The 23,586-nt window shown below is 64.7% G+C and carries 20 protein-coding genes and 2 pseudogenes; 14 read left to right on the plus strand and 8 right to left on the minus strand.

Going from position 1 to position 23,586, the window contains the following annotated elements; all coding sequences use genetic code 11:
• The first annotated feature begins 107 nt into the window (after positions 1–107).
• The 8 genes and pseudogenes from U5A82_RS16825 (at position 108) to infC (ending at position 8,052) form a co-directional block, all read left to right on the plus strand.
• Positions 108–838: pseudogene (locus U5A82_RS16825) on the plus strand (class I SAM-dependent methyltransferase).
• A 7-nt stretch (positions 839–845) separates the two neighbouring features.
• Positions 846–2,386 (plus strand): annotated as a pseudogene (ubiB, locus tag U5A82_RS16830) (2-polyprenylphenol 6-hydroxylase).
• The gene (locus U5A82_RS16835; RefSeq protein ID WP_326291982.1) at positions 2,383–3,669 is read left to right on the plus strand and encodes a bifunctional phosphopantothenoylcysteine decarboxylase/phosphopantothenate synthase; all 1,287 of its coding nucleotides are present in this window, start codon (positions 2,383–2,385) and stop codon (positions 3,667–3,669) included. The pseudogene ubiB and the gene U5A82_RS16835 overlap by 4 nt, the downstream one beginning before the upstream one ends.
• Positions 3,644–4,105 carry a dUTP diphosphatase gene (dut, locus tag U5A82_RS16840; protein ID WP_326291985.1) on the plus strand — a complete coding sequence of 154 codons (462 nt, stop codon included), beginning with the start codon at positions 3,644–3,646 and terminating at the stop codon, positions 4,103–4,105. The genes U5A82_RS16835 and dut overlap by 26 nt, the downstream gene beginning before the upstream one ends.
• Entirely contained in the window at positions 4,102–4,869 is a 768-nt protein-coding gene (locus tag U5A82_RS16845) for a HesA/MoeB/ThiF family protein (protein WP_326291986.1), read from the plus strand. The genes dut and U5A82_RS16845 overlap by 4 nt, the downstream gene beginning before the upstream one ends.
• Positions 4,857–5,222 (plus strand): DsrE family protein, encoded by a 366-nt coding sequence (locus tag U5A82_RS16850; protein WP_326291987.1) that lies wholly within the window; start codon positions 4,857–4,859, stop codon positions 5,220–5,222. Before U5A82_RS16845 ends, U5A82_RS16850 begins: the two co-directional genes overlap by 13 nt.
• A 186-nt stretch (positions 5,223–5,408) precedes the next feature.
• A complete protein-coding gene (gene thrS / locus U5A82_RS16855; protein WP_326292974.1) occupies positions 5,409–7,388 on the plus strand; it encodes a threonine--tRNA ligase in 1,980 nt (659 codons plus the stop codon).
• Positions 7,389–7,518: 130 nt separating this feature from the next.
• A complete protein-coding gene (infC, locus tag U5A82_RS16860) occupies positions 7,519–8,052 on the plus strand; it encodes a translation initiation factor IF-3 (protein ID WP_066600201.1) in 534 nt (177 codons plus the stop codon).
• A gap of 239 nt (positions 8,053–8,291) precedes the next feature.
• Here the strand turns inward: infC and U5A82_RS16865 are convergent, their stop codons facing one another.
• The 6 genes from U5A82_RS16865 to pabB all read right to left on the minus strand — a co-directional run bounded on the left by U5A82_RS16865 (position 8,292) and on the right by pabB (position 13,953).
• The gene (locus tag U5A82_RS16865) at positions 8,292–9,407 is read right to left on the minus strand and encodes a zinc-binding dehydrogenase (protein WP_326291988.1); all 1,116 of its coding nucleotides are present in this window, start codon (positions 9,405–9,407) and stop codon (positions 8,292–8,294) included.
• 77 nt (positions 9,408–9,484) lie between these two features.
• Entirely contained in the window at positions 9,485–10,156 is a 672-nt protein-coding gene (gene msrA, locus U5A82_RS16870) for a peptide-methionine (S)-S-oxide reductase MsrA (RefSeq protein ID WP_326291990.1), read from the minus strand.
• Positions 10,143–10,295, minus strand: a complete 153-nt coding sequence (locus tag U5A82_RS16875; protein ID WP_326291993.1) for a hypothetical protein — start codon at positions 10,293–10,295, stop codon at positions 10,143–10,145. The genes msrA and U5A82_RS16875 overlap by 14 nt, the downstream gene beginning before the upstream one ends.
• Positions 10,296–10,640: 345 nt before the next feature.
• Positions 10,641–11,843, minus strand: coding sequence for a pyridoxal phosphate-dependent aminotransferase (locus U5A82_RS16880; RefSeq protein ID WP_326291994.1), 1,203 nt, complete (start codon positions 11,841–11,843; stop codon positions 10,641–10,643).
• A gap of 247 nt (positions 11,844–12,090) precedes the next feature.
• Entirely contained in the window at positions 12,091–12,714 is a 624-nt protein-coding gene (locus tag U5A82_RS16885; RefSeq protein ID WP_326291996.1) for an aminotransferase class IV, read from the minus strand.
• Positions 12,715–12,786: 72 nt separating this feature from the next.
• The gene (pabB, locus tag U5A82_RS16890; RefSeq protein ID WP_326291998.1) at positions 12,787–13,953 is read right to left on the minus strand and encodes an aminodeoxychorismate synthase component I; all 1,167 of its coding nucleotides are present in this window, start codon (positions 13,951–13,953) and stop codon (positions 12,787–12,789) included.
• 92 nt (positions 13,954–14,045) lie between these two features.
• On the opposite strand from pabB, the gene U5A82_RS16895 reads away from it, so the two are divergent.
• The gene (locus U5A82_RS16895; protein ID WP_326292000.1) at positions 14,046–14,423 is read left to right on the plus strand and encodes a DUF983 domain-containing protein; all 378 of its coding nucleotides are present in this window, start codon (positions 14,046–14,048) and stop codon (positions 14,421–14,423) included.
• Positions 14,424–14,446: 23 nt separating this feature from the next.
• Here U5A82_RS16895 and U5A82_RS16900 read toward each other — a convergent pair whose 3' ends face one another.
• The gene (locus U5A82_RS16900) at positions 14,447–14,884 is read right to left on the minus strand and encodes an acyl-CoA thioesterase (protein WP_326292001.1); all 438 of its coding nucleotides are present in this window, start codon (positions 14,882–14,884) and stop codon (positions 14,447–14,449) included.
• A gap of 202 nt (positions 14,885–15,086) precedes the next feature.
• Here U5A82_RS16900 and U5A82_RS16905 point away from each other — a divergent pair, with 202 nt between their 5' ends.
• The 3 genes from U5A82_RS16905 to U5A82_RS16915 all read left to right on the plus strand — a co-directional run bounded on the left by U5A82_RS16905 (position 15,087) and on the right by U5A82_RS16915 (position 18,946).
• Positions 15,087–16,325, plus strand: a complete 1,239-nt coding sequence (locus U5A82_RS16905; protein ID WP_326292003.1) for a YceI family protein — start codon at positions 15,087–15,089, stop codon at positions 16,323–16,325.
• A gap of 158 nt (positions 16,326–16,483) precedes the next feature.
• Entirely contained in the window at positions 16,484–17,854 is a 1,371-nt protein-coding gene (locus U5A82_RS16910; RefSeq protein WP_326292004.1) for a class II 3-deoxy-7-phosphoheptulonate synthase, read from the plus strand.
• Positions 17,855–18,172: 318 nt separating this feature from the next.
• Entirely contained in the window at positions 18,173–18,946 is a 774-nt protein-coding gene (locus U5A82_RS16915) for a methyltransferase domain-containing protein (protein ID WP_326292005.1), read from the plus strand.
• A 384-nt stretch (positions 18,947–19,330) separates the two neighbouring features.
• On the opposite strand, the gene U5A82_RS16920 is transcribed toward U5A82_RS16915, so the two are convergent.
• Entirely contained in the window at positions 19,331–20,116 is a 786-nt protein-coding gene (locus U5A82_RS16920; protein ID WP_326292006.1) for a TerC family protein, read from the minus strand.
• 220 nt (positions 20,117–20,336) lie between these two features.
• Here U5A82_RS16920 and U5A82_RS16925 point away from each other — a divergent pair, with 220 nt between their 5' ends.
• Positions 20,337–21,353, plus strand: a complete 1,017-nt coding sequence (locus U5A82_RS16925; RefSeq protein ID WP_326292007.1) for a class 1 fructose-bisphosphatase — start codon at positions 20,337–20,339, stop codon at positions 21,351–21,353.
• A 345-nt stretch (positions 21,354–21,698) separates the two neighbouring features.
• Complete coding sequence (locus tag U5A82_RS16930) at positions 21,699–23,585, plus strand: acyltransferase family protein (RefSeq protein ID WP_326292009.1); 1,887 nt, start codon at positions 21,699–21,701, stop codon at positions 23,583–23,585.
• The last annotated feature ends 1 nt before the right edge of the window (position 23,586 follow it).

Below are 23,586 nucleotides of genomic sequence, written 5' to 3' on the forward strand. Positions count from 1 at the left end.
GCCATGCGGCTCGCAGCATCGCCTCTAGCGCCGATTTTTTCCTTTTCGCACCGCTTTTGCGCAAAACCGGTTCCCACTTTTGCGCGCGATGCTCTAGAGCGAAGCCCATGAACGACACAGCATCCTTCGGCTATCGCGACGTCGATGCCGCCGACAAGCAGGGCATGGTCCGCGACGTCTTCTCCAACGTGGCGGCCAAATATGATCTGATGAACGACGCCATGTCCGGTGGCGCGCATCGCCTGTGGAAGGATCAGTTCGTGCGCCGGGTAAAGCCCCGGCCAGGCGAAAAGATACTCGACATGGCGGGCGGCACCGGCGACATCGCGTTCCGCATGCACAAACATGGCGCGCAGGTCACAGTGTCCGACATCAACCCCGAAATGCTGGCCGTCGGTGTCGAGCGGGCGCAGAAAAAGGGTATGAAGGCCTCATCTGGTCGGAACAGAATGCCGAAGAGCTGACCTTCGGCGACCGGGCGTTCGACGCCTATACGATCGCCTTCGGCATCCGCAACGTCACCCATATCGACAAGGCGCTGCGTGAAGCGAACCGTGTGCTGAAATATGGCGGGCGCTTCTTCTGCCTGGAATTTTCGACCACCACCTGGCCGGGCTTTTCGGACGTCTATGACGTCTATTCGCACAAGCTGGTGCCGCATCTGGGCAAGCTGTTCGCCAATGATGCCGACAGCTATCGCTACCTGATCGAATCGATCCGCCGCTTCCCGCCCATGCCCAAATTCGAAAGCATGATCCGCGAGGCAGGCTTTGCGAACACGAAGGTCGAACCGATATTGGGCGGGCTGGTCGCTATTCATTCGGGCTGGAAGATTTGACGCCCCTATGACATCCCACATCACGCATCTGTGGCGCCTCGTAAAATGGGGCCGCACGCTGGCGCGGCACGGCGCGCTGACCGGGATCGAGCGCGACCCGCTGACACCCGCGCCTGTTCGACGGCTGGTCCGCATCGCGCGGCTGGGCGCGCGCGTGCCCAAACAGCCGCGCTATGCCGATGCGTTCCAGGCGATCGGCCCGGCCGCGATCAAGCTGGGCCAGACGCTCGCGACCCGGCCCGACCTGGTCGGCGATCATGCCGCCAACGACCTGCTGCGCTTGCAGGACGCCCTGCCCCCGTCCCGTTCGACACGATCCGCGCGCAGATCGAACAAAGTTTCGGCCGTCCACTGGAACAGGTCTATGCGCGGTTCGATGAAGTGCCGGTCGGCGCAGCCTCGATCGCGCAGGTGCACCGGGCGCTGACCAGCGACGGGCGCGATGTCGCGGTCAAGGTGATCCGGCCGGGCGTGATCGACCAGTTCAACCGCGACATCCAGACCTATGAATGGGCCGCCGCCCATGTCGAGCAGCTGGGTGGCGAGATCGCCCGGCTGCGCCCGCGCCTGGTCATCGCCAACCTGAAGCGCTGGACCGCGCGCGAACTGGACCTGCGGCGCGAAGCGGCGTCCGCGTCCGAACTGGCCGAGGCGATGGAGGCGATGCCGGGATACAGCATCCCGGACATCGACTGGGATCGCACGACCGGCAAGGTCATGACGATGGAGTGGATCGACGGGATCAAGATTTCCGACCGCGCCGCGCTGATCGCGGCGGGTCATGATGTGAAGGATCTGGCCGCCCGCCTGGTCAACACCTTCCTGCGGCAGGCCATCGCGGAAGGCTTTTTCCACGCTGACATGCATCAGGGCAATTTGTTCGTGCGGCCGGACGGCGATATCGTGGCGATCGATTTCGGCATCATGGGCCGGATCGACCGGCGCGCGCGCATGTGGCTGGCGGAAATTCTCTACGGCCTGATCACCGGCAATTACAAACGCGTCGCCGAAATCCATTTCGAGGCGCAATATGTGCCGGGCCATCACAATGTCGCCGAATTCGCGACCGCGCTGCGCGCCGTGGGCGAACCCATGCGCGGCAAGCCCGCCAGCCAGTTGTCGGTGGGCGGCATGCTGGACGGCCTGTTCGCCATCACCCGCGATTTCGACATGCAGACCCAGCCGCACCTGCTGCTGCTGCAAAAGACGATGGTGATGGTGGAAGGCGTGGCTCACAGCCTCGACCCCGACATCAACATGTGGGAAACCAGCGGCCCCTATGTGAAGTCCTGGCTGCGCGACGAACTGGGACCGGAGGCGAAGGCCGCCGACACGCTGATCGAAAACTGGCGCACGCTCCAGCGGCTGCCCGGCCTGGTCCGGCGGATCGAGGACGCCTTCCCCGAAAAGGGCGGCGCACCGCCCCCGCCGCCGTTGAGCGAGGTCAAGCTGATCCGCGTGGGCGGCGGATGGCGCTATGCCCTGGTGGCGGTGGTCGCAGCGGCGGCTGGCATAGTCGGTTCGGCGCTCTTACATCTAAATCTATGACCCAACGCGTCCTCCTCATCGTCTCCGGCGGCATCGCGGCCTATAAGGCGCTGGGACTGGTCCGCGCCTTGCGCAAGCGGGGGATCGCGGTGCGGGCGGTGTTGACGCAGGCGGCGCAGCAGTTCGTCACGCCGCTGTCGCTGGGGGTGCTGACCGAGGACCATGTCTTCACCGACCTGTTCGACCTGAAGGACGAGCAGGAAATCGGCCATATCCAGCTGTCGCGCCAGGCCGATCTGGTGGTGGTCGCGCCCGCGACCGCCAACATATTAGCCAAGATGGCGAACGGCATCGCCGACGACCTGGCCACCACGCTGCTGCTCGCCACCGACAAGCCGGTGCTGGCGGTCCCCGCGATGAACGTGCGCATGTGGCATCACAAGGCGACGCAGCGGAACCTGCGGCAACTGCGCGCCGACGGCATCCACATCATGGAACCTGAAGCAGGCGAAATGGCCTGCGGCGAATATGGCAGGGGACGCCTGCCGGAACCGGAGCACATCGCTGCGGAGATCGCGCGGCTTATCGCGCTGCCCCCGCGCGCCGATCCTCTGGCCGACCAGCCCGATTTCGCGCATGATGCAAGTCCGGTCCCCGACAGGCTCGAACCGAACGGCGCCCTTAAAGGCCGCCACATCCTCATCACCGCAGGGCCGACGCATGAGCCGATCGATCCCGTGCGCTACATCGCCAACCGGTCGTCGGGCAAGCAGGGCTTCGCCATCGCCGCCGCCGCCGCCAAAGTGGGTGCGCGCGTGACGCTGGTGGCAGGCCCGGTGCATCTGCCGACGCCAACAGGCGTCGAGCGGATCGATGTCGAGACAGCGCGGCAGATGCTGGCCGCGGTCGAATCCGCCCTGCCCGCCGACGTGGCGATCATGGTGGCCGCCGTCGCCGACTGGCGCACGGCGGACGCTGCCGACCAGAAGATCAAAAAGGATGGATCGGGCCAGCCCGCCCCGCTCACCCTGGTCGAAAATCCCGACATTCTCGCAACCCTTGGCCGCCACCCCCGCCGCCCCAGGCTGCTGATCGGCTTTGCCGCCGAGACGCAGAAGATCGCGGACCATGCCCAGGCCAAGCTGGCGAAGAAGGGCGCGGACTGGATCGTCGCCAATGACGTCTCGGGCCCACCCGGACATAGCGTCATGGGCGGCGACGCCAACGCCGTCCAGATCGTGACCGCCGCCGGCATCGAATCCTGGCCCGTCATGCCCAAGGGCGACGTCGCCGACAAACTCATCGCAAAGGTTGCCCATGCCCTCTCCGCTGTCCCCGATTGACATAAAGCTCAAGCGCCTGCCCCATGGCGCGGGCCTGCCCGTTCCCGCCTATGCCACCGCCCATGCGGCGGGCATGGATGTCGTATCGGCGGAAGAACTGGTGCTGCAACCGGGTGGTCGCCATGCCGTGGCGACAGGTTTCGCGATGGCGATACCCGAAGGCTATGAGGTGCAGGTGCGGCCCCGGTCCGGCCTGGCGCTGAAACATGGTATCAGCCTGCCCAACACGCCCGGCACGATCGACGCGGACTATCGCGGCGAATTGAAGATCATCCTCATCAACCTGGGCGACGCCCCCTTCCCGATCGCACGGGGCGACCGCATCGCGCAGATGGTGGCCGCGCCGGTGCAGATAGCCCGCTTCACCGAAGTGGCGGACCTGGACGCAACGGTCCGGGGCGAAGGCGGATTCGGATCGACCGGCATCGCCTCATGACGCTCACCGACGATCAACTGGAGCGCTACGCCCGGCATATCGTCCTGAAGGAACTGGGCGGCGCGGGACAGGCCCGGCTGCTGTCGGCGGACGTGGCGGTGATCGGCGCGGGCGGCATCGGCAGTCCGGCGATCCTCTATCTGGCGGCCGCCGGGGTCGGCACTATCCGCGTGATCGACGATGACGCGGTGGCGCTGTCCAATCTCCAGCGGCAGATCCTGTTCGGCACGGCGGATGTCGGCGCGCCCAAGGCGGAAGCGGCGATGGCGGCGGTTGCGCGGATCAATCCCGACGTGAAGCTGATCCCGATCAACGCGCGGATCGATGCGGACAATGCCGCGATCATGCTGCGCGACGCCGATGTGATCCTGGACGGGTGCGACAATTTCGACACCCGCCTCGCGGGGGCGGACACGGCGCAGCGCCTGCGCATTCCGCTGGTGTCGGCGGCGGTCGGGCCGTTCGAGGGGCAGATCGCCACCTATCGCGGCTGGGAAGCGGACAAGCCCTGCTATCGCTGCCTGGTGGGCGCGCCGCTGGATGCGCCGGAACGCAATTGCGCGGAAACCGGCGTGATCGGTGCGCTGACCGGTGCGATGGGCAGCCTGGCTGCGCTGGAGGTGATCCGCGCTCTGGTCCCCTTCGGCAGCGACATGGCCGGACGGCTGCTGATCGCCGACCTGCTGTCCATGCGCTTTCGCACATTGGACGTGCCCAAGGATCCCGCCTGCCCGGGTTGCGCGGTGGAAACATGCGCGCCCTGACCATCATCGTCGCGACGGCGGATGCGGAGCGGTTGCGCGCCGCATTGATGCTGGCGGCGGCGCAGGCGGCATTGGGGGGAACAGCCACCCTCTTCCTGCAACTCGACGCGGTGGCGCTGCTGCGCCCGCCGATCGCCGCGCCGCGCGACGCCGCGCATCAGGACGCGGGCCTGCCCGATCTGGCCGCCTTGCTGGCAGAGGCGCAGGCGCTGGGCGTCACGCTCGTCGCATGTCAGAGCGGCCTTGCGCTATGGGACCTGACCTTGGACATGCTGCCAAAGGGCATCGTGGCGGACGGACCCATTGGCCTGCTCACGTCGCTGACGGATGCAGACCGCCTGCTCTTCGCCTGACACGCAGGCAAGGCTGCCGGACCGCGCCACGGCCTTTACCAAAAGCCACCCATTGCCGCGTTCCATGCGCCCTGCCTGCCCGCCGACTTCTATTGACAGGCCGGACCGCCTATTTAAGGGGAAGGCGCGGTATTTCGACGCCGCCCATATACCCTTCCTTTCAGAAAGACGTGCCCCGTGTCCGCCATGCTCAAGATTACGCTGCCCGATGGTTCCGTGCGTGACGTCGCGCCCGGCACTACCCCGGCGGATATTGCAGCGGCGATCGGGCCGGGCCTGGCCAAGGCGGCGATCGCCGCGCGCGTCGATGGTGAACTGCGCGACATCGGCCGCCCGCTGGAGCAGGATTCGCAACTGGCGCTGGTGACGGCGAAGGATGAGGCGGACGCGCTGGAACTGGCGCGTCACGACTTCGCCCATATCCTGGCCGAAGCGGTGCAGGCGCTGTTTCCGGGCACGCAGATCACCTTCGGCCCGTCGACCGACGATGGCTTCTATTATGACTTCGCGCCCAAGGATCGTCCTTTCACCGAGGAAGACCTGCCCGCGATCGAGGCGGAAATGCGCAAGATCATCGCCGCCAACAAGCCGCTGGTGCGCGAAGTGATGGACCGCGACGCGCTGATCGCCGCCTGGCGCGCGGCGGGCGAAAGCTTCAAGGCTGAGTGGGCCGCCGAACTGCCCGAGGGCGAGGAACTGACCGTCTATCGCTCGGGCGACTGGTACGACATGTGCCGTGGCCCGCATCTGGCATCGACGGGCAAGGTCGACCCCGCCGCGTTCAAACTGACGCGGGTGTCGGGCGCTTATTGGCGCGGCGACCAGAAGAACGCGATGCTCTCCCGCATCTACGGCACCGGCTGGCTCAACAAGAAGCAACTCGCCGAGCATCTGACGCGGCTGGAGGAAGCCAACAAGCGCGACCACCGCAAGCTGGGCGCGGAGATGGACCTGTTCCATCTGCAACAGGAAGCCCATGGCAGCGTCTTCTGGCATCCCAAGGGCTATCTGATCTGGCGTCAGCTGGAAGCCTATATGCGTCGCGCCATCGACGAAACGGGCTATCGGGAGATCAAGACCCCGCAGGTGATGGATGCGCGCCAATGGGAGCAGTCGGGCCATTGGGGCAAATATCGCGAAAATATGTTCGTCATTCCCGACGAAGTGCCCAACGTCGCGGACGAAGGCCCGCTGGTGTCGGACGAAGCCGAGTGGATGGCGCTCAAGCCCATGAACTGCCCGGCGCATGTCATGGTCTTTCGCCAGGGCATCAAAAGCTATCGCGACCTGCCCCTGCGTTTTTACGAAAATGGCTGCTGCCACCGCAACGAGCCGCATGGCGCGCTGCATGGCCTGATGCGCGTGCGCCAGTTCACGCAGGACGACGCGCATATCTTCTGCCGCGAAGACCAGATCGTGGAGGAAGTCCGCGCCTTCTGTGCGCTGGCCGACCGCATCTACAAGGATTTCGGCTTCACCTACTCGATCAAGCTGGCGCTGCGCCCCGAAAAGCGGTTCGGCAGCGAAGAGATGTGGGACAAGGCGGAGGAGGAACTGCGCAACGCCGTGGCGGCCGCAGGTCTCAACACGCCCGAATATGGCTGGGAAGAACTGCCGGGCGAAGGCGCCTTCTACGCGCCCAAGCTGGAATGGCATCTGACCGATGCGATCGGCCGCACCTGGCAGGTCGGAACGATCCAGTCAGACCGCGTTCTACCCGAACGACTCGACGCGTCGTACGTGGCCGAAGATGGCGAACGGCATCGCCCGGTGATGCTCCATCGCGCGATCTTCGGCAGCTACGAACGCTTCATCGGCATATTGATCGAACATTATGCCGGCCGATTCCCGCTCTGGCTCGCCCCGGTGCAGGCGGTCGTCGCGACCATCGTGTCCGACGCGGACGACTATGCCAGGGCGACGGTGGAGAAGCTGCGGGCGGCGGGAATCCGCGCCGAACTCGACGTGCGCAACGAGAAGATCAATTATAAGGTGCGCGAGCATAGCCTGGCCAAAGTCCCCAATCTGCTGGTCGTCGGCCGCCGCGAGGCGGAGGAAGGCACCGTGGCGCTGCGCGAACTGGGCAAGGAGGGGCAAAGCCTGCTGTCGCTTGACGATGTCATTTCGCGTCTTGCAAATGAGAGCCGCGCACCCGATATGCGGTGAGGCAGCAATGCCACAAGGGTCCGTGATTTCGTCCAGGCGAAACCACGGACCCCTTTCGGCTTTGTCCAAAAGCCGCTAAGAGCCATTCGTTTTTGAAACGACCATAGGAGATACTGCTATACGTCCCCCAATGATGCGCCGCCCGCTGGCGCCGCCGCCGAAGTCCGGCCCCCGGTATAACGAGTTCATTACCGTACCCAAGGTGCGCGTGATCGACGACGAAGGCGAAAATCTGGGCGTGATGTTTACGCAGGAAGCGATCGAACAGGCCGCCGATGTGGGCCTGGACCTGGTCGAAGTGTCCCCGAATGCCGACCCGCCGGTCTGCAAGTTTCTGGACATCGGCAAGTTCAAGTACGAAGCCCAGAAAAAGGCGAATATCGCCCGCAAGACCCAGAAGACGCAGGAACTCAAAGAGATCAAGATGCGTCCGAACATCGACGATCATGACTATGATACGAAGATGAAGAAGGTCCATGATTTCATCGGCGACGGCGACAAGGTGAAGATCACCCTGCGCTTCCGCGGCCGCGAACTCAGCCACCAGCAGCTCGGCATGGCGCTGTTGCAGCGCGTGGCGGAAAATGTGCAGGAAGTGGCGAAGGTCGAAGCCTATCCGCGCATGGAAGGCCGCCAGATGCTGATGGTGCTGTCGCCGAAATAAGCGACACGCCGTTTACGAACCGCAAAGGGGCGGGGTCTGGATGCAGACCCCGCCCCTTTTGGTTTGGCCGACATCGGAAGTCGGCTGTTCCTAACCTTCCCCCTCCCTTCAAAGGGAGGGGCCGGGGGTGGGTGCGCCGCGATAGCGGCGCTGCGCCGTCTATCGATAGCGAAGGGCTCGCTGCGCTCGCTACCCACCCCAACCCCTCCCTTGGAAGGGAGGGGCTTTTCTGTCAGCTCCTACCCATTGGGCACCAGCAGATATTTCTCGCCCGTGCGCCGCGCATTATAGGTCAGCACGGCGTCGCGCGTCAGCGCGTCCTTCAGCGATATGCGCGCCTTGTAGCTGCTCGCGAAGGTGGTGGTGAGGTTGTCGCGCACCCGCTGGCGCATCCGGTCCACCGTCTCCGCGCCCGCGCTTTGCAGGAACGGAAAGAGCAGCCAGCCGCCGACCTGCCAACTGAACCCGAAATTGCGATTGAGGATCGTCGGCCCGGTGTCGAGCGCGCCGTAGATATAGGCACCCTTGGCGCTGTTGGAGCCATAGCGGCTATATTCCTGCCCCTGCGACGCGACCTGCTCCATCGCGCTCAATATCTGCCCCACAAGCGTGCCGCCGCCGATCGCGTCGAAGGCCAGCGTCGCCCCCGTCGCCTGCAACGCGGCGTGCAGATCGTCGGCGAAAGCCGGGCTGCTGCTGTCCACCACATGCTCGGCCCCGATCTCCTTGAGGACCGCGACCTGCGCGGGGCTGCGCACGATGTTGACGAGGGGGATGCCATCCGCCTGCGTGATGCGCACCAGCATCTGCCCCAGATTGGAGGCGGCGGCGGTGTGGACGATCGCCTTGTGCCCGTCACGCCGCATCGTTTCGACAAAGCCCAGCGCGGTCAGCGGATTGACGAAGGCGGACGCGCCCTGTTCCGCGGTCGCGCCCTCCGGCAGGGCAATGACGGACCGGGCGTCGATCGTGCGATATTGGGCGAACATGCCACCGGGCACGCCCGCGACGCGCTTGCCCAGCAGGGCCTGCGCCTCGGCAGCCTCACCCGCCGCGACGACGGTCCCTGCCCCTTCGTTGCCGACCGGCATGGCCTGCCCCAGCCGCGCCGCCCTCGCGCGAACAGCGGCCTCGGGCATCTGCGCGACGATGCGCCCGTCGCCATATTCGGCCTGTTCGACATCGGCCGGACCGAACAGCAGGCCCAGGTCCGACGGATTGATCGGCGCCGCCTCCACCTGGACGATGATGTCATGCCCCTGCGGCGGCGGGAGCGATTCGTCGGCCAGTTCGACGGTCAGGCGACCGTCCTCGCTCAGGGTGGAAAGGATCTTGAGGCCGTGAATATCGCCCATGCTGATGCTCCTGCAATGATGGCTTCACAGGTAGGACACGGCGACGCGATGACAAGCCGTCGCCCCGGGCCGATGCTTCAGGCTGACGGCGTCTGACGATAGAGCGTGGGGAACATCGCCTTGAACGCGGCCAGCTTCGGCGCGTCCCAGCGGCGGATATAGGGATGAGTTGGATATTTCCGCATGAAATCCTGATGATCGCTGTCGGCGTCCTGAAAGCCGGTAAAGCGCTCCACCCGGGTCACGATCGGGTCGCGCCACAGGCCCGCCTTGCCGATCTGCGCCAGATAGGCGCTGGCCGCCTTCGCCTGCTCCGGATTCAGCGGAAACAGTGCACTGCGATATTGCGTGCCTTGGTCCGGCCCCTGCGCATTCAGCGTGGTAGGATCAGTGATCACGGAGAAGAAGATGCGCAGCAACGTGCCATAACTAACCTGCGCCGGGTCGTAGGTGACACGCACCGCCTCGGCATAGCCGGTGTCGCCGCCACTGACCGCCGCATAATCGACGCGTCGGTCGCGCGGCCCTCCGGCAAAGCCCGAGACAACAAGATGGACACCTTTGACGTGCGAGAAGACGCCGTCGACACCCCAATAGCAGCCGCCGGCAAAGACGGCGGTTTCCAGCTTGCGCGTGGGCGCGGCGTCGATGGTCGGAACGGGGGCCTGGACGGTGCGCTCGGCGCGCACGGGGGTGGCGACGGCAAGCGCCGCCAGACAGATCAGGACGAGGCGGTCAGAGCGTCGCACTGCTGGTAGACGTCGCCGCGATCGCGGGCGAAGACAGGACGGGCGCGTCCTTGGGCTGGAGCATGACCATACCCACAACGCCAACGGCGAAACCGCCCAAAAAGCGCAGGAACAGGTCGGACTTCAGAAACGTAACCATGGCCAAAGCCTTTCTATATTGTCTTTCAGGCCGTCTTGACCTGTCGACTATCACCGCGCGCCTTGCCCCTGTCTGAACGGTCGGCCGCGCCGGAGCGGGTTTCGACCAATGCCAGGGTGAGAACGACGAATGGCTCAAGCCGTTAAATCAGTTTCTCTATGCAACGGGCATATAAGCCATGCCGCGCCAATCGCAAGACGGCGCGACATGAAAAGGACCGTTTCCATTTTGTGACATGCCGATGCAAGCGCCAGAGGCGGCTGGCGTTCAGCCACCCTCCGACCACTCCAGCGATGACGAGGCAAGTTACCCGCGCGCGGACCCGCCTTCGTCCGCGACCAGCGTTTATTTTAGCGCCGCACAGGCTTCCTGAATCCGCGTGCAGGCCTTCTTCAACACCTCGTCCGACGTCGCATAGCTGATGCGGAAGGCCGGCGAGAGACCGAAGGCAGCGCCATGCACGGCGGCGACCTTCGCTTCGTCGAGGAAATAGCCGATCAGCGCTTCGTCGCTGTCGATCCGCTTGCCCTTGGGTGTGGTCTTGCCGATCACGCCGCTCGCATCAGGATAGACGTAGAAAGCACCTTCGGGCGTCGGGCAATCCAGGCCCGGCGCATCGTTCAGCATGGCGACGACCATGTCGCGACGCTTGCGGAACACGCCGTTACGTTCTTCCAGGAAATCCTGCGGCCCGGTCAGCGCCGCGACGGCGGCGGCCTGGCTGATCGAGGACGGATTGCTGGTCGACTGCGATTGCAGCTTGCCCATCGCCTTGATGATCCATTCGGGACCACCGGCGAAACCGATGCGCCAGCCGGTCATAGAGAAGGCCTTGGAACAGCCGTTGACCGTCAAAGTCCGCTCATAGAGGTCCGGACACACCTGCGCGATGGTGGCGAAAGGGGTCGATGCGTACCAGACATGCTCATACATATCGTCGGTCATCACCAGCACATGGGGATGGCGCAGCAGCACCTCGGCCAGCGCCTTCAGCTCATCGGCGGAATAGGCCGCGCCGCTGGGGTTGGACGGCGAGTTGAGCATCACCCATTTGGTGCGCGGCGTGATCGCGGCGTCCAGCTGGGCGGCGGTGATCTTGTAACCCTGGCTTGCAGGCCCTTCGACGAAGACGGGGGTGCCGCCCGCAAAGTTCACGATGTCGGGATAGCTGACCCAGTAAGGTGCCGGGATGATGACTTCGTCACCCACGTCGACCGTCGCGATCAGCGCGTTGAAAAGCGTGTGCTTGCCGCCCGAATTGACGCTGATCTGGCTGCGCTTGTAGGTCAGGCCATTGTCGCGCTTGAACTTGAAGGCGACTGCATCCTTGACCTCCGCCGTGCCGTCCACGTCGGTGTAGCGGGTCTGGTTGTTGCGGATCGCGGCGATGCCGGCTTCCTTGACGAAATCGGGCGTGTCGAAGTCCGGCTCCCCGGCCGACAGACCAATCACGTCCACGCCTTCGGCCTTGAGCGCATTCACGCGCGCGCTCATGGCGAGCGTGGCGGACGGCTGGATGCGACCCAAGGCGGCGGAAGTCTGGCTCATGGTAATAAACTCTCTCCAGAGCGATTTCGAAGCGGTCGGCATCGCCCGCTGGCTCGGCAATCGCGCACCAAAAAAATATAGAATCCCCAAGGCCCGCAACAAAAGCGGACGCGGCGTCCCTTAGTGCGCAACGGACGCAGGGGCAACCGGCCAGATGGCGCTTAATGGCTTTACGGTAGGATAGACTGGCTATCGCGCCCAGATCAGCACGGCCGGTTCAGCGTGCCACCGTTCAGCGTGCCCCCGTTCAGCGCGCCCATGTCGCAGCGACCATGCCGCGCGACGCGTTGCCGATGAAGAAGCCGCCCTCCAGATCATAGGGGCGCAGGTCGCCTTCCACCGCTTCGCCCATGTCGATCAGGCTCCGGCGCAAGATACCGGGCAGTATGCCGCGCGACAAAGGCGGCGTCACCAGCTTGTCGCCGCGCTCCACGAACAGGGAGGAAAAACAGCCTTCGGTCAGATAGCCCTGCGCATCGATCAGCAGCACTTCATAGGTGCCCCCGCGTTTGAGCGCGTCGCGATACAGGCTGCGGTCGCTGGTCTTGTGCAGCAGCCGCTGGTCGTCGGCGGGTGCATGGCGTGGCACGGCGGCGACCTTCATGATCGGGTCGGGCCAGCTGCGATGATCGCGCACCTCGATCGCCATCGATCCGCGCCGCGACACCATCAGCCGCACACGACTGCGCTGGCGCAGGCGGAAGGTCGCGGCCTGCAATTCGTTGCGCACCTCATGGCGATCGAACTGAAATCCCAGCGCGATGGCGCTCGCCTTGATCCGTTCCAGATGCAGGTCCAGCAACCTGATGCCTTCGAGCGGGTCGAAAGCCATGGTTTCGATGAGGTCGAACCGTCCGTCAGCCAATGCCATTGAAACTCTTCAAGTCCCTAAGCGCCGAAAATCCAGCGCCCCCAAAGTCATGCCCCAAATTCACCGCTCACGTCATCGGGTCGAAAGGAAGCGCCCCTTCGCCAGACATTCCGCCCATTCGGACGCGCAATCCGAATCCGCGACGATGCCCGACCCCAGACCCAGCCGACCGATCCCTCTGCCTTCTTCGACGCAAATGGTGCGGATGGCAACATTGAAGGCGGCGTCCCCTTCCGGATCGATCCAGCCCATCGTGCCGGTATAGACGCCCCGCGCATGGGGTTCGACCATGTCGATGATCTCCATCGCCCGCACCTTGGGCGCGCCGGTGATGGAGCCGCAGGGGAACAGCACGCGCAGCACGTCGACGGGCGACAGGCCGGGCAGAACGCGCGCGCGCACGGTCGATACCAGCTGATGCACGGTCGGAAAGCTTTCGACCTTGAACAGGTCGGGCACCGTCACGCTGCCCGCGCGCGACACGCGCGACAGGTCGTTGCGCAACAGGTCGACGATCATCAGATTTTCGGCGCGCTGCTTGGCGTCGCTTTCCAGCCAACGGGCCTGTTCAGCATCTTCGGCCGGGTCGGCGGCGCGGGTCGCGGTGCCCTTCATCGGCCGGGCGGTCAGCTGCCCGCGCACCTGGGTGAAGAACAGTTCGGGCGAAAAAGACAGGATGGACCGGTCGCCGGTGCGGATCACCCCACCATAGCCCGCCGCCGCGCGCGGCCGGATCGCGGCATAGAGCGCGAGGGGATCGCCCGACAAGGCGACGTCGCAGGGAAAGGTCAGGTTGACCTGATAGATGTCGCCCGCCCGGATATAGTCCTGTACGCGGGTGAAGGCCGCGGCATAGGCGGTTTCGTCGATCAAGGGGCGCAGCGGGCCGACGGTGGCATCCGCCGGATCGGGCAGCAGCGCAGGCAGGCTGTCGGACGGGATCAGCCGCACCCCTTCGAACAGGCCGAACCACAGCAGCGGCGCGCCGCCGCTCTCCTGCGCCCGGGCGACGGGGGCCAGCCGATCCTCCAGCGCCAGGCCAGCGGCATAGGCCATATAGCCTGCGGCATGCAGGCCCCTGTCCTGCGCCTCGGCCAGGCGATCGAGCGCAGGCTGCACATCGGCCATATCATGGGCGACGATGAAATCGACCGGATCGCGGTAGAGCCGCGCAGGCGCGGCGCGGGCGCGCGCATCGTCGAACAGGCAAAAGGCTTCATCGGGACCGGGCAGACGCATGGCGCTTCTTAACAGGCTTTACGATGGGGGAAAGGCGGTAAGAATCGCCGCTCATGTTGCGCGAAGGCATCAAAGTCCCTAGCGCCCAGAGCATGACCGATCCCGCGCCCCCATCCGACCGTCCGGTCGGCGCCGCCATCGCCCATGGGCTGCGCGGTCGATGCCCGGCCTGCGGCGAAGGGCGGATGTTCGCCCGCTTCCTGAAACCCGCGCCGACCTGCCCGCATTGCGGCTTGTCGCTCGACGTGCATCAGGCGGACGACTTTCCCGCCTATATCGTCATACTGCTCCTGGGCCATATCCTGGTGCCGCTTATGATCGAAGTGAACAGCGCCTTGGCCATCCCGCTGGGCTGGCAGGCGCTGATCTGGCCCGGCCTGGCGATCGCGCTGGCGGTGGCGATGATCCAGCCGGTCAAGGGCGCCGTGATCGCCGTGCAATGGAGCCGACGCATGGCCGGCTTCACCTGATCGTCTTTCAGTCGGGTTGCAGTTCAGTCGGGCTGGCGCAGGAAGTTCAGTTCCATCGCCTCACGCAGCGTCTCGTCGATCGCGCGGCGTCCCTCGGCGCCATGGGTGACGACGGTGGTGTCGCAGGTCGCGACACACACGCCCTTCTGGAATCCCGCCGAACTGATCGTCCAACTGGTGCGGCCGATATGGCCGATCGCGCAATGCACCTCGAACGGATAGGGGAAATGCGATTCCTCCACGAAGTTCAGGTTCACGTTGGCGACCAGCCAGCGCACGCCCTGTTCCTGCGGATGGCGGCCCATATGGTGGTGAAACCGGATGCGCGCCGTTTCGAATATGCCGGAAATCGCCACATTGTTGATGTGGCCCATGGTGTCGAGATCCTGGAACCGCGTGTCGATGCTGGTCACGAAGCGATAGGCCTCTGCGTTCAGACGCCAGGATTCGGGTTTGGCCATGTCCTGCTATTTCCCTGATTATGAACGTCCTGACCTCTTAACCCGGATGGCGGGTGATGCAATCACTGCCGCAAATATGACGCAACTGCGGCCTTTTGGACACAGAGCGTAGCAAGCAGCAACGAAGCGTTTCGCGCGAAGCGGTGGACTTGGCGCGGCTGGCGACATAGTTTCGCTTCCGCCACGACCGACAGGACTCATCATGCAACGCTATAGCCGGGCCGCCATCTTCCTGCACTGGGCGATCGCCGCCCTGCTCGCCTTCCAGATCAGCGTCGGCTGGGCGCTCGAGGGGCTGGGCGCACGCGGCTTTGCGCTGTATCAGCTGCACAAGTCGGTGGGCATCACCGTGCTGGCGCTGACGCTGGCGCGGATCGCCATACGCTATTGGAAACCGCGCCCGGCAAAGCTGGAGGGCGGATGGCAGGGCGCACTCGCGTCGGCCGTGCATGTCGGCCTCTACGCCTTCATGTTGGGCGCGCCGCTCACCGGCTGGGCGCTGGTATCGACCGCGAAGGTCAAGGTGCCCACCTTGATCTTCGGCGTCCTGCCCCTGCCCCACTTGCCGCTGCCCGCCAGCGCGCATGGCATCGCGGAAAATGGCCATGGCCTGCTCGCCTGGATCGGCATCGCGCTGGTCGCCCTCCATGTCGCGGGCGCGCTACGCCACCATCTGCTGATGCGCGATGGCCTCATCTGGCGCATGGTGCCGGGGCGCTCGACCGCGCTGCTGATCGCCCTGCCCGCGCTGATCCTGGTCGGCTTCGGCGTCGGCCGCGCGATCCTGCCCGCGCCACAGGCTGCGCCCGCCGCCGCTCAACCGGTTGCCCAACAACCAGAGGAGGACGCGCAACCCGCCACCATCGCCGAAGCGGCCAACGCCAGCCTTCCCGCCGACAACGCCGCCGCCAATGCCGCGCAGTCGGCCGTCGAGGAACCCGTCGGCCCGCCGCCCGCCTGGACCGTGCAACCGGGTGGCCGTATCGGCTTTTCGGTCGGCAATGATGGCGAGACGATCAGCGGCCGCTTCGCCAAATGGACCGCGCGGATCGTGATGGACCCCGACCATCCCGACAGCGCCGATATCAACGTGACGATCGACATGGCCTCGGCCAGCGTGGGGGACGCCTATAAGGACGGCATGCTGCCGGGCGAAGAGTTTTTCGGCGTGGCGGCGCATCCGACCGCGACCTTCGTCGCGAAAGGGGCGGAATCAACCGGCCCCGGCCGCTACCGCGCCAGCGGCACGCTGACGCTGAAAGGCGTATCGAAGCCGCAGACGATCCGCTTCACCCTGTCGGGCAAGGACGCCGTCAGAAAGGTCAGCGGCAGCGCCACCATCGCCCGTGCGCCCTTCGGCGTGGGCAATGGCGACAGCAGCGGCGGCCTGGGTCCGCAGGTCGCGCTGACGTTCGACTTCACGGCAAAGCGGAAACCATAAGGCACGCCGCGCCACCACTGGGCTGAAACCGCGTCTCCGATCAGTGTGATCGGACAAATCATTGCGCGCGTTCATGGCCCGACTAATAGAATCTTGCCTTGACGCCCGGACAAGCGTAGGTGCGCCCCCTATTTTATCAGATGCGAAGGAGACTCGACGTGGCGGCGAAGTGGACGCCGGAAAGCTGGCGGAGCCAAAAGGGCATTCAGATGCCCTTTTATCGGGATGCGGGCGCCTTGGCGTCGGTAGAGGCCCAGCTTGGCCAGTTTCCGCCCCTCGTCTTCGCGGGCGAGGCACGCAATCTGAAGGCCGACCTGGCCAAGGTCGTGACCGGCGACGCCTTCCTGTTGCAGGGCGGCGATTGCGCCGAAAGTTTCGCGGAGTTCCATCCGAACAACATCCGCGACACCTTCCGCGTGCTGCTCCAGATGGCGGTCGTGCTGACCTTCGCGTCGAAGCTGCCGGTGGTGAAGGTCGGCCGCATGGCGGGCCAGTTCGCCAAGCCGCGTTCGGCCGATACCGAAGTCATCGATGGCGTCGAGCTGCCCAGCTATCGCGGAGACAATGTCAACGACATCGCCTTCACCGCACAAGGGCGCGAGCCGGACCCGCAGCGCATGGTGCAGGCCTATAATCAGTCGGCCGCGACGCTCAACCTGCTGCGCGCCTTCTCGACCGGCGGCTATGCCAGCCTGGATCGCGTCCACGGCTGGATGCTCGATTTCATGGGGCGCAGTCCGTGGGCGGCGAAGTTCGAACAGATGGCCGACCAGATCGGCCAGGCGCTCGACTTCATGCGCGCCTGCGGCCTGTCGGCGGAAACCGTGCCGCAACTGGGCGGAACCAGCTTCTACACCAGCCATGAAGCGCTGCTGCTGCCATTCGAACAGGCGCTGACGCGGCAGGACAGCCTGACCGGCGACTGGTACGACACGTCCGCACACATGCTGTGGATCGGCGACCGCACCCGCTTCGAAGGGTCGTCCCATGTCGAATATCTGCGCGGCATCGGCAACCCGATCGGCCTCAAATGCGGCCCGTCGCTGGAGCCGGACGCGCTGCTGCGCCTGCTCGACACGCTCAACCCCGCGCGCGAAGCCGGGCGCATCACGCTCATCACCCGCTATGGCCATGACAAGATCGAGGCGGGCCTGCCCAAGCTGGTGCGCGCGGTGTTGCGTGAAGGCCATCCGGTCATCTGGTCCTGCGACCCGATGCACGGCAACGTCATCAAGGCGGCGAACGGCTACAAGACGCGCCCGTTCGAGCGTATCCTCGCCGAAGTGCGCGGCTTCTTCGCCGTCCACCGCGCCGAGGGCAGCTTCGGCGGCGGCATCCATGCCGAAATGACCGGCCAGAATGTGACGGAATGCACCGGCGGCGCCATCGCCATCACCGACGAAGGCCTCGCTGACCGCTACCACACCCATTGCGACCCGCGCCTCAATGCGGCGCAGAGCCTGGAGCTGGCCTTCCTGCTGGCCGAAATGCTCAACGAAGAACTGAAGGAACGCCGCGCCGCGGCGTGATGTTCTAAGGAAAACAGGTCGGGGCCGGATCGTAAGATCCGGCCCCGTTTCTTTATCGGACCAGCCAATACGTCGATGACGGATTGGGGTGGGTAGCGGGTTTACGGGTGCAAGCACCGTAGAGAAGACATGAAATTCGCCGTCACCCCAGCGAAGGCTGAGGTCTCGGGCGGTGACGCGCCAAGCGAGGCATGGCATTATCCAGTTGGGTCATACCTCCATGCTGGTTTCGTCAACGATCCTCCTTTCGGTTTTAAGCACGGGATTTTATTGCCCTGAACTGCTTGGCATTCGCCTGGCCATCTGTATCATGTGACAATGTCTCATTCACCTTCGGCTCCCCCACTCAATCCGGCCAATGCTCCTAGCACTCGGTTTTTCGGCGGCATTGGCATCGCTCCCGGCGCCCACATACTCGATGTTGGTTGCGGCAATGGCGACCTCAGTCGCCTCATGGCGGGCATCGCCGGGGCTGGCGGCGAAGTGGTCGCGATTGACCGCAGCGAACAGGCGTTGGCGGCGGCGCGAGCAATGGAAGCGTTACCGGGCGCCGCCCCCATCCACTATCATGCGGTCGACCTCTCGGGCGACCTACCCGAACTGGGCTTGTTCGATGCGATCGTCGGTCGGCGGGTGCTGATGTATCTTCCTGATGCCGCAAAGACCCTTGCGCGGTTGGTAAGGCTGGCCAAGCCGGGTGCGATCGTCGCCTTTCAAGAACATGGACGCGCTGGCCTTCCGGCGGGGAATGGCGATCTCGTGCTTCACCGCCAACTCTATGATTGGAACTGGAGCACGGTCGCGGCGGAGGGTGGCGACGTTGCTTTGGCACTGGGCCTTGCCGACATGATGCGGCGGGTCGGCCTCTCGGTGAAGGAGACCCGAGCCGAGGCGATCCTGCTGGACCCGGAACAGCCGTCGTTCCTGCCCACTCTGACGCAGGCGATGCTCCCCCGGATGGTGGAGCGCGGCGTCGCGACAGCCGAACAGGTCGATATGGCCACCCTGCCTCAGCGGATTGAGGATGAGCAGCGAGCCGCCGGAGGTTTGATCGTCTGGGACCTTGCCGTCTTCGTCGCGGGCAGCGCCTGATGGCGTGATAGTGGGAACCGACCTACGCCTTCGATACAGGATTGGCCTTTTCGCTCAGCAATGGACGTCCATCGGCCCGCTTGGATCGGCTGGATGTAGTCGACAGCCGCCGGATTAGCTGAACGGCCTCCAACCCAGCCGCTGCCTTGGGCGCCCCGTTCCGCAAGCTTATCCAACAGCCTTCCAATGTAGGATTTTATCTGATCTATCCTGATCGATGGATCACCATGCCTGCCCTTATCTGCCGCGCGAAAAGCATCGCGTCCCTGGTGCGCACGTCCTGCCATCCCGGTGTAGGAAGTGACGCGTCGGGAACGCTTCGCAGGCGCTTCACGAGCGCATCGGGCCGATATCGCCCGACAATGGTGTGAACTTCGGCCACCCCTACTCCGCCGCTTTCCGCTGCTGCGCCCGCCGCGCGAAGATGTTCAGGCATTCGACCAGCGTGGAGAACGCCATCGCCGCATAGATATAGCCCTTGGGCACATGCCCGCCGAAGCCATCGGCGATCAGCACCGCACCGATCATCAGCAGGAAGCCCAGCGCCAGCATCACCACGGTCGGATTGCGCGCGATGAAGTTGGCGAGCGGATCGGCCGCGATCAGCATCACCGTCACCGCCACGATCACGGCGATATACATGACCGCCAGGTTATCGGTCATCCCCACCGCCGTCAGGATCGAATCGAGCGAGAAGATCATGTCGAGCAGGATGATCTGCACGATCGCCGCGCCGAAGGTCATGGTCGCCGCCGCCTTCTTGTCCAGCACGCCATCGGTCGGCGCAGGGTCCATGCTATGATGGATTTCCTTGGTCGCCTTCCAGATCAGGAACAGCCCGCCCGCGATCAGGATCAGGTCGCGCCAGGAAAAATCGGTTTCGAAGGTCGGCGCGCCGCGACTGTCGAGCGGACCGCTGATCCCCAGATCGAACACCGGCTGGGTCAGCCCGACGATCCAGGCGATCATCGACAGCAGGACGAGCCGCATCGCCAGCGCCAGGCCGATGCCGATCTTGCGCGCCTTGGGGCGCTGCGTCTCGGGCAATTTGTTCGTCAGGATGGAAATGAAGACCAGATTGTCGATGCCCAGCACCACCTCCATCACCACCAGCGCGATCAGCGCGGCGAGGGCCGTGGGGTCGGTGAAGACGGTGATCAGGCTGTCCATGATGCTCCTTTTGCAGTGCCATCTGGCACGGCATCGCAACGACAGCCGCATGCGTCGGTTCCGATAGACATGCTTTGTCACATGACAGCGCTAACAAGGCAGGAAGGATGACGCCACATGCTGGACTAGGGGCTTTCTCTCCCCTAGCGATGCAGACACAGCTTTCTTCCCGGTCCGGCCGCACGGCCGCGATCTTCCGCCCCTTTGCGAAAGGCGTTCCATGGCTCGAACCACGCTCACCCGTTTCCTGATCGAACAGCAACGCAACGCCAATGTCCTGCCGGGCGAATTGCGCCTGCTGATCGAAACCGTCGCCCGCGCCTGCAAGACGATCAGCCATGCGGTCAGCAAGGGCGCGCTGGGCGAAGTGCTCGGCAGCCTGGACAGCGAAAATGTGCAGGGCGAAATCCAGAAGAAGCTGGACGTGATCGCCAACGAACTGCTGCTCGACGCCAATGAATGGGGCGGCCATCTGGCGGCGATGGCGTCGGAGGAGATGGAGACGATCCACCTCATCCCCAATCGCTATCCCAAGGGCGAATATCTGCTGCTGTTCGATCCGATCGACGGGTCCAGCAATATCGATGTCGACCTGTCGGTCGGCACGATCTTTTCGGTACTCAAAGCCCCCGAAGCCTGCGCCGGGCGCGAAGTGACGGAGGAGGATTTCCTCCAGGACGGCCGCCAACAGGTCGCCGCGGGCTACGCCATCTACGGGCCGCAATCGCTGCTGGTGCTCAGCGTCGGCACCGGCGTCTATGAATTCACGCTCGATCGCGAAGTCGGCAGCTGGGTGCTGACCGACGCGGACATGCAGATGCCGCAGGGCAAGTGCGAGTTCGCGATCAACATGTCCAACCGCCGCCAATGGTCGCCGGCGATTCGCCGCTATGTGGACGAGCGGGTCGAAGGCGGCGCAGGGCCGTGCGGCAAGGATTACAATATGCGCTGGACCGCTTCGATGGTCGCCGACGTGCATCGCATCCTCAAGCGCGGGGGCATCTTCATGTACCCTTACGACCATCGCAATCCGGGCAAGGCCAAGCTGCGCCTGATGTATGAAGCCAATCCGATGAGCTACCTGATCGAACAGGCAGGCGGCGCGTCGAGCGATGGCTTCATTCCGATCATGGACGTGCCCGCGACCGGCCTGCACCAGCGTGTCGGCGTCGTGCTGGGCGACAAGGCCGAAGTCGCGGCGGTCGTCGCCTATGGCAAGGACATGGCGGACGCGTGAGGGGGTAAAGGGCCGAAAACGAAAAAAGGGGGAGAGCGGTAACGCTCGATCCCCCTTGCTTCGGCTCGCCTTGCCGGTCTGACCGGCGGCTCCTCTCCAGAAACTTGTTATAGTTGGCGCGCCGAGCAGCAACGAAGCCCTAGCCCAAGCGGATGACAAAAAAAAGGCCGATCGCAAGACCGGCCGAAAGTTTTAGGAGAGGATGCCTGAAAGGCACAGTCCTTTTGTCCTGCGGGCTGAATTTACGCAAATGCGAAGGACGAAACCATGGTTGCATCAAACGCAATCGTTTGAGAACGCCGCCCGGTAAAGCAAATAGCAGGGCTTTGCCGCTAACCCGTCCCGATGCACGGATCGTCCAGCCCCATCGGCGCATCGGCCAACGCGATTCGCTATCGCCGCGACATCGACGGCCTGCGCGCGCTCGCCATCCTGCCGGTCCTGCTCTTCCACGCCCATGTGCCGGGTTTCTCGGGCGGCTATGTCGGGGTCGACATCTTCTTCGTCATTTCCGGCTATCTGATCACCGGCATCATCGCGCGAGAGGTAGACGAGGGCCGCTTTTCCCTGCCACGCTTCTACGAACGCCGCTTCCGCCGGATCATGCCCGCCCTGGCGCTGATGATCCTGGCCGTGCTGGGGGCCGCCGCCTGGCTCTATCTGCCGGGCGACCTGGAAGGCGTGCCACGCTCCGCGCTGGCCGCGACCCTGTTCGCATCCAACCTCTGGTTCTTCACCGACACCGGCTATTTCGCGGGCGGTGCAGACGTAAAACCCCTGCTGCACACATGGTCGCTAGCGGTCGAGGAGCAATATTATATCGGCTTCCCGATCCTGCTGATGCTGCTGGCGCGCTGCGCCCCGCGCTGGCGGACGATAACGGTCGCTATCATCGCGGCGGGATCGCTGGCGCTCGCCATCGCGATGCAGCGCGATACCAGCGGCTTTACCTTCTATCTTCTGCCTACCCGGGCCTGGGAATTATTCGCCGGCGCATTGTTGGCGCTGGGCGCAATACCCATGTTGCGATCGCCCTGGCTGCGCGAGTTGGTCGCAGCATGCGGACTGGCCGCCATTGTTTTTGCCGTAGCGGTCTATGATCGCAATACGGTCTTCCCCGGCGTTAGCGCCCTCGCCCCGGTGCTGGGCGCGGCGGCGCTGATCCATGCCGCACCGGGGACGCGCGTCGGCGCATTGCTGGGCTGGCGGCCTTTCGTCGGCATCGGCCTTATCTCCTACTCGCTCTATCTGTGGCACTGGCCGCTGATCGTGTTCACCGAATATGCGACCGACAGACCGCTGGCGGGCGGGATACAGCTTATAGTCATAGGCGCATCGCTGCTGGCCGGAACCCTGTCCTGGCGCTTCGTGGAGCGCCCCTTCCGCGATTCGCGGCATGTGCCGGCGCGCGCCATCTTCCTGTTCACCGCCGCCGCCATGGCCCTGCTCTGCGCGGTGTCGCTGGCGTTGATGGCCATGGGTGGCTGGCCATCGCGATTTGCACCACGGGTGCTGGCGCAGATGGCGGGACAGACGGACTTCGCGCCGACCCGCAAACGCTGCCATGACAATTTCATGCGCCACGCCACGCCCTGTACGCTGGGCGCTGCGACGCCGCCGGACGCAATGCTGTGGGGCGACAGCCATGGTGTGGAACTCGCCTATGCGCTGTCGCTCAAGGCCAGGGCACAAGACCGGTCGCTTATCGAATGGACGACATCGAGTTGCCCGCCGGTGCTGGGCTATGACGCAAAAGACCCGCGCTGCGCCGCCTCCAACCGATCCGCCTTCGACGCGATTCGCGCCGATCCGCGGCTGAAGCGCATCTATCTGGCCGCCTTCTGGGCCAATGGCGATTTCGACGATCCCGCCTTCGTCGCCAAACTGGATCGCACCATCGCGGCAATCCGCGCGGCGGGGCGAGAGGTCGTGCTGATCGGTCCCATACCGCCTCAGCCCTTCGACGTGCCGCGCCGCCTTGCCCATCTGGCGCAACGCGGCGCAGCGGCCGATGCGAGGGGCGTCGATCGCGCCTGGGTCGAGGGACGGACGCGCCACCTGCGCACGCTGTTCCGACGCTGGAAGGGACGCGGCGTCACGCTGATCGATCCGATCGCTTCGCTCTGTTCCAGCGGCACATGCCTTATCGAACGCGACGGCAAACCGCTCTACTTCGATTCGCATCATCTGAGCGTCGCCGGCGCGCGCCTGGTTGTCGGCGCTGAACGCTGAT

Source organism: Sphingobium sp. CR2-8 (genome assembly GCF_035818615.1).
In the GTDB taxonomy this organism is placed as follows: domain Bacteria; phylum Pseudomonadota; class Alphaproteobacteria; order Sphingomonadales; family Sphingomonadaceae; genus Sphingobium.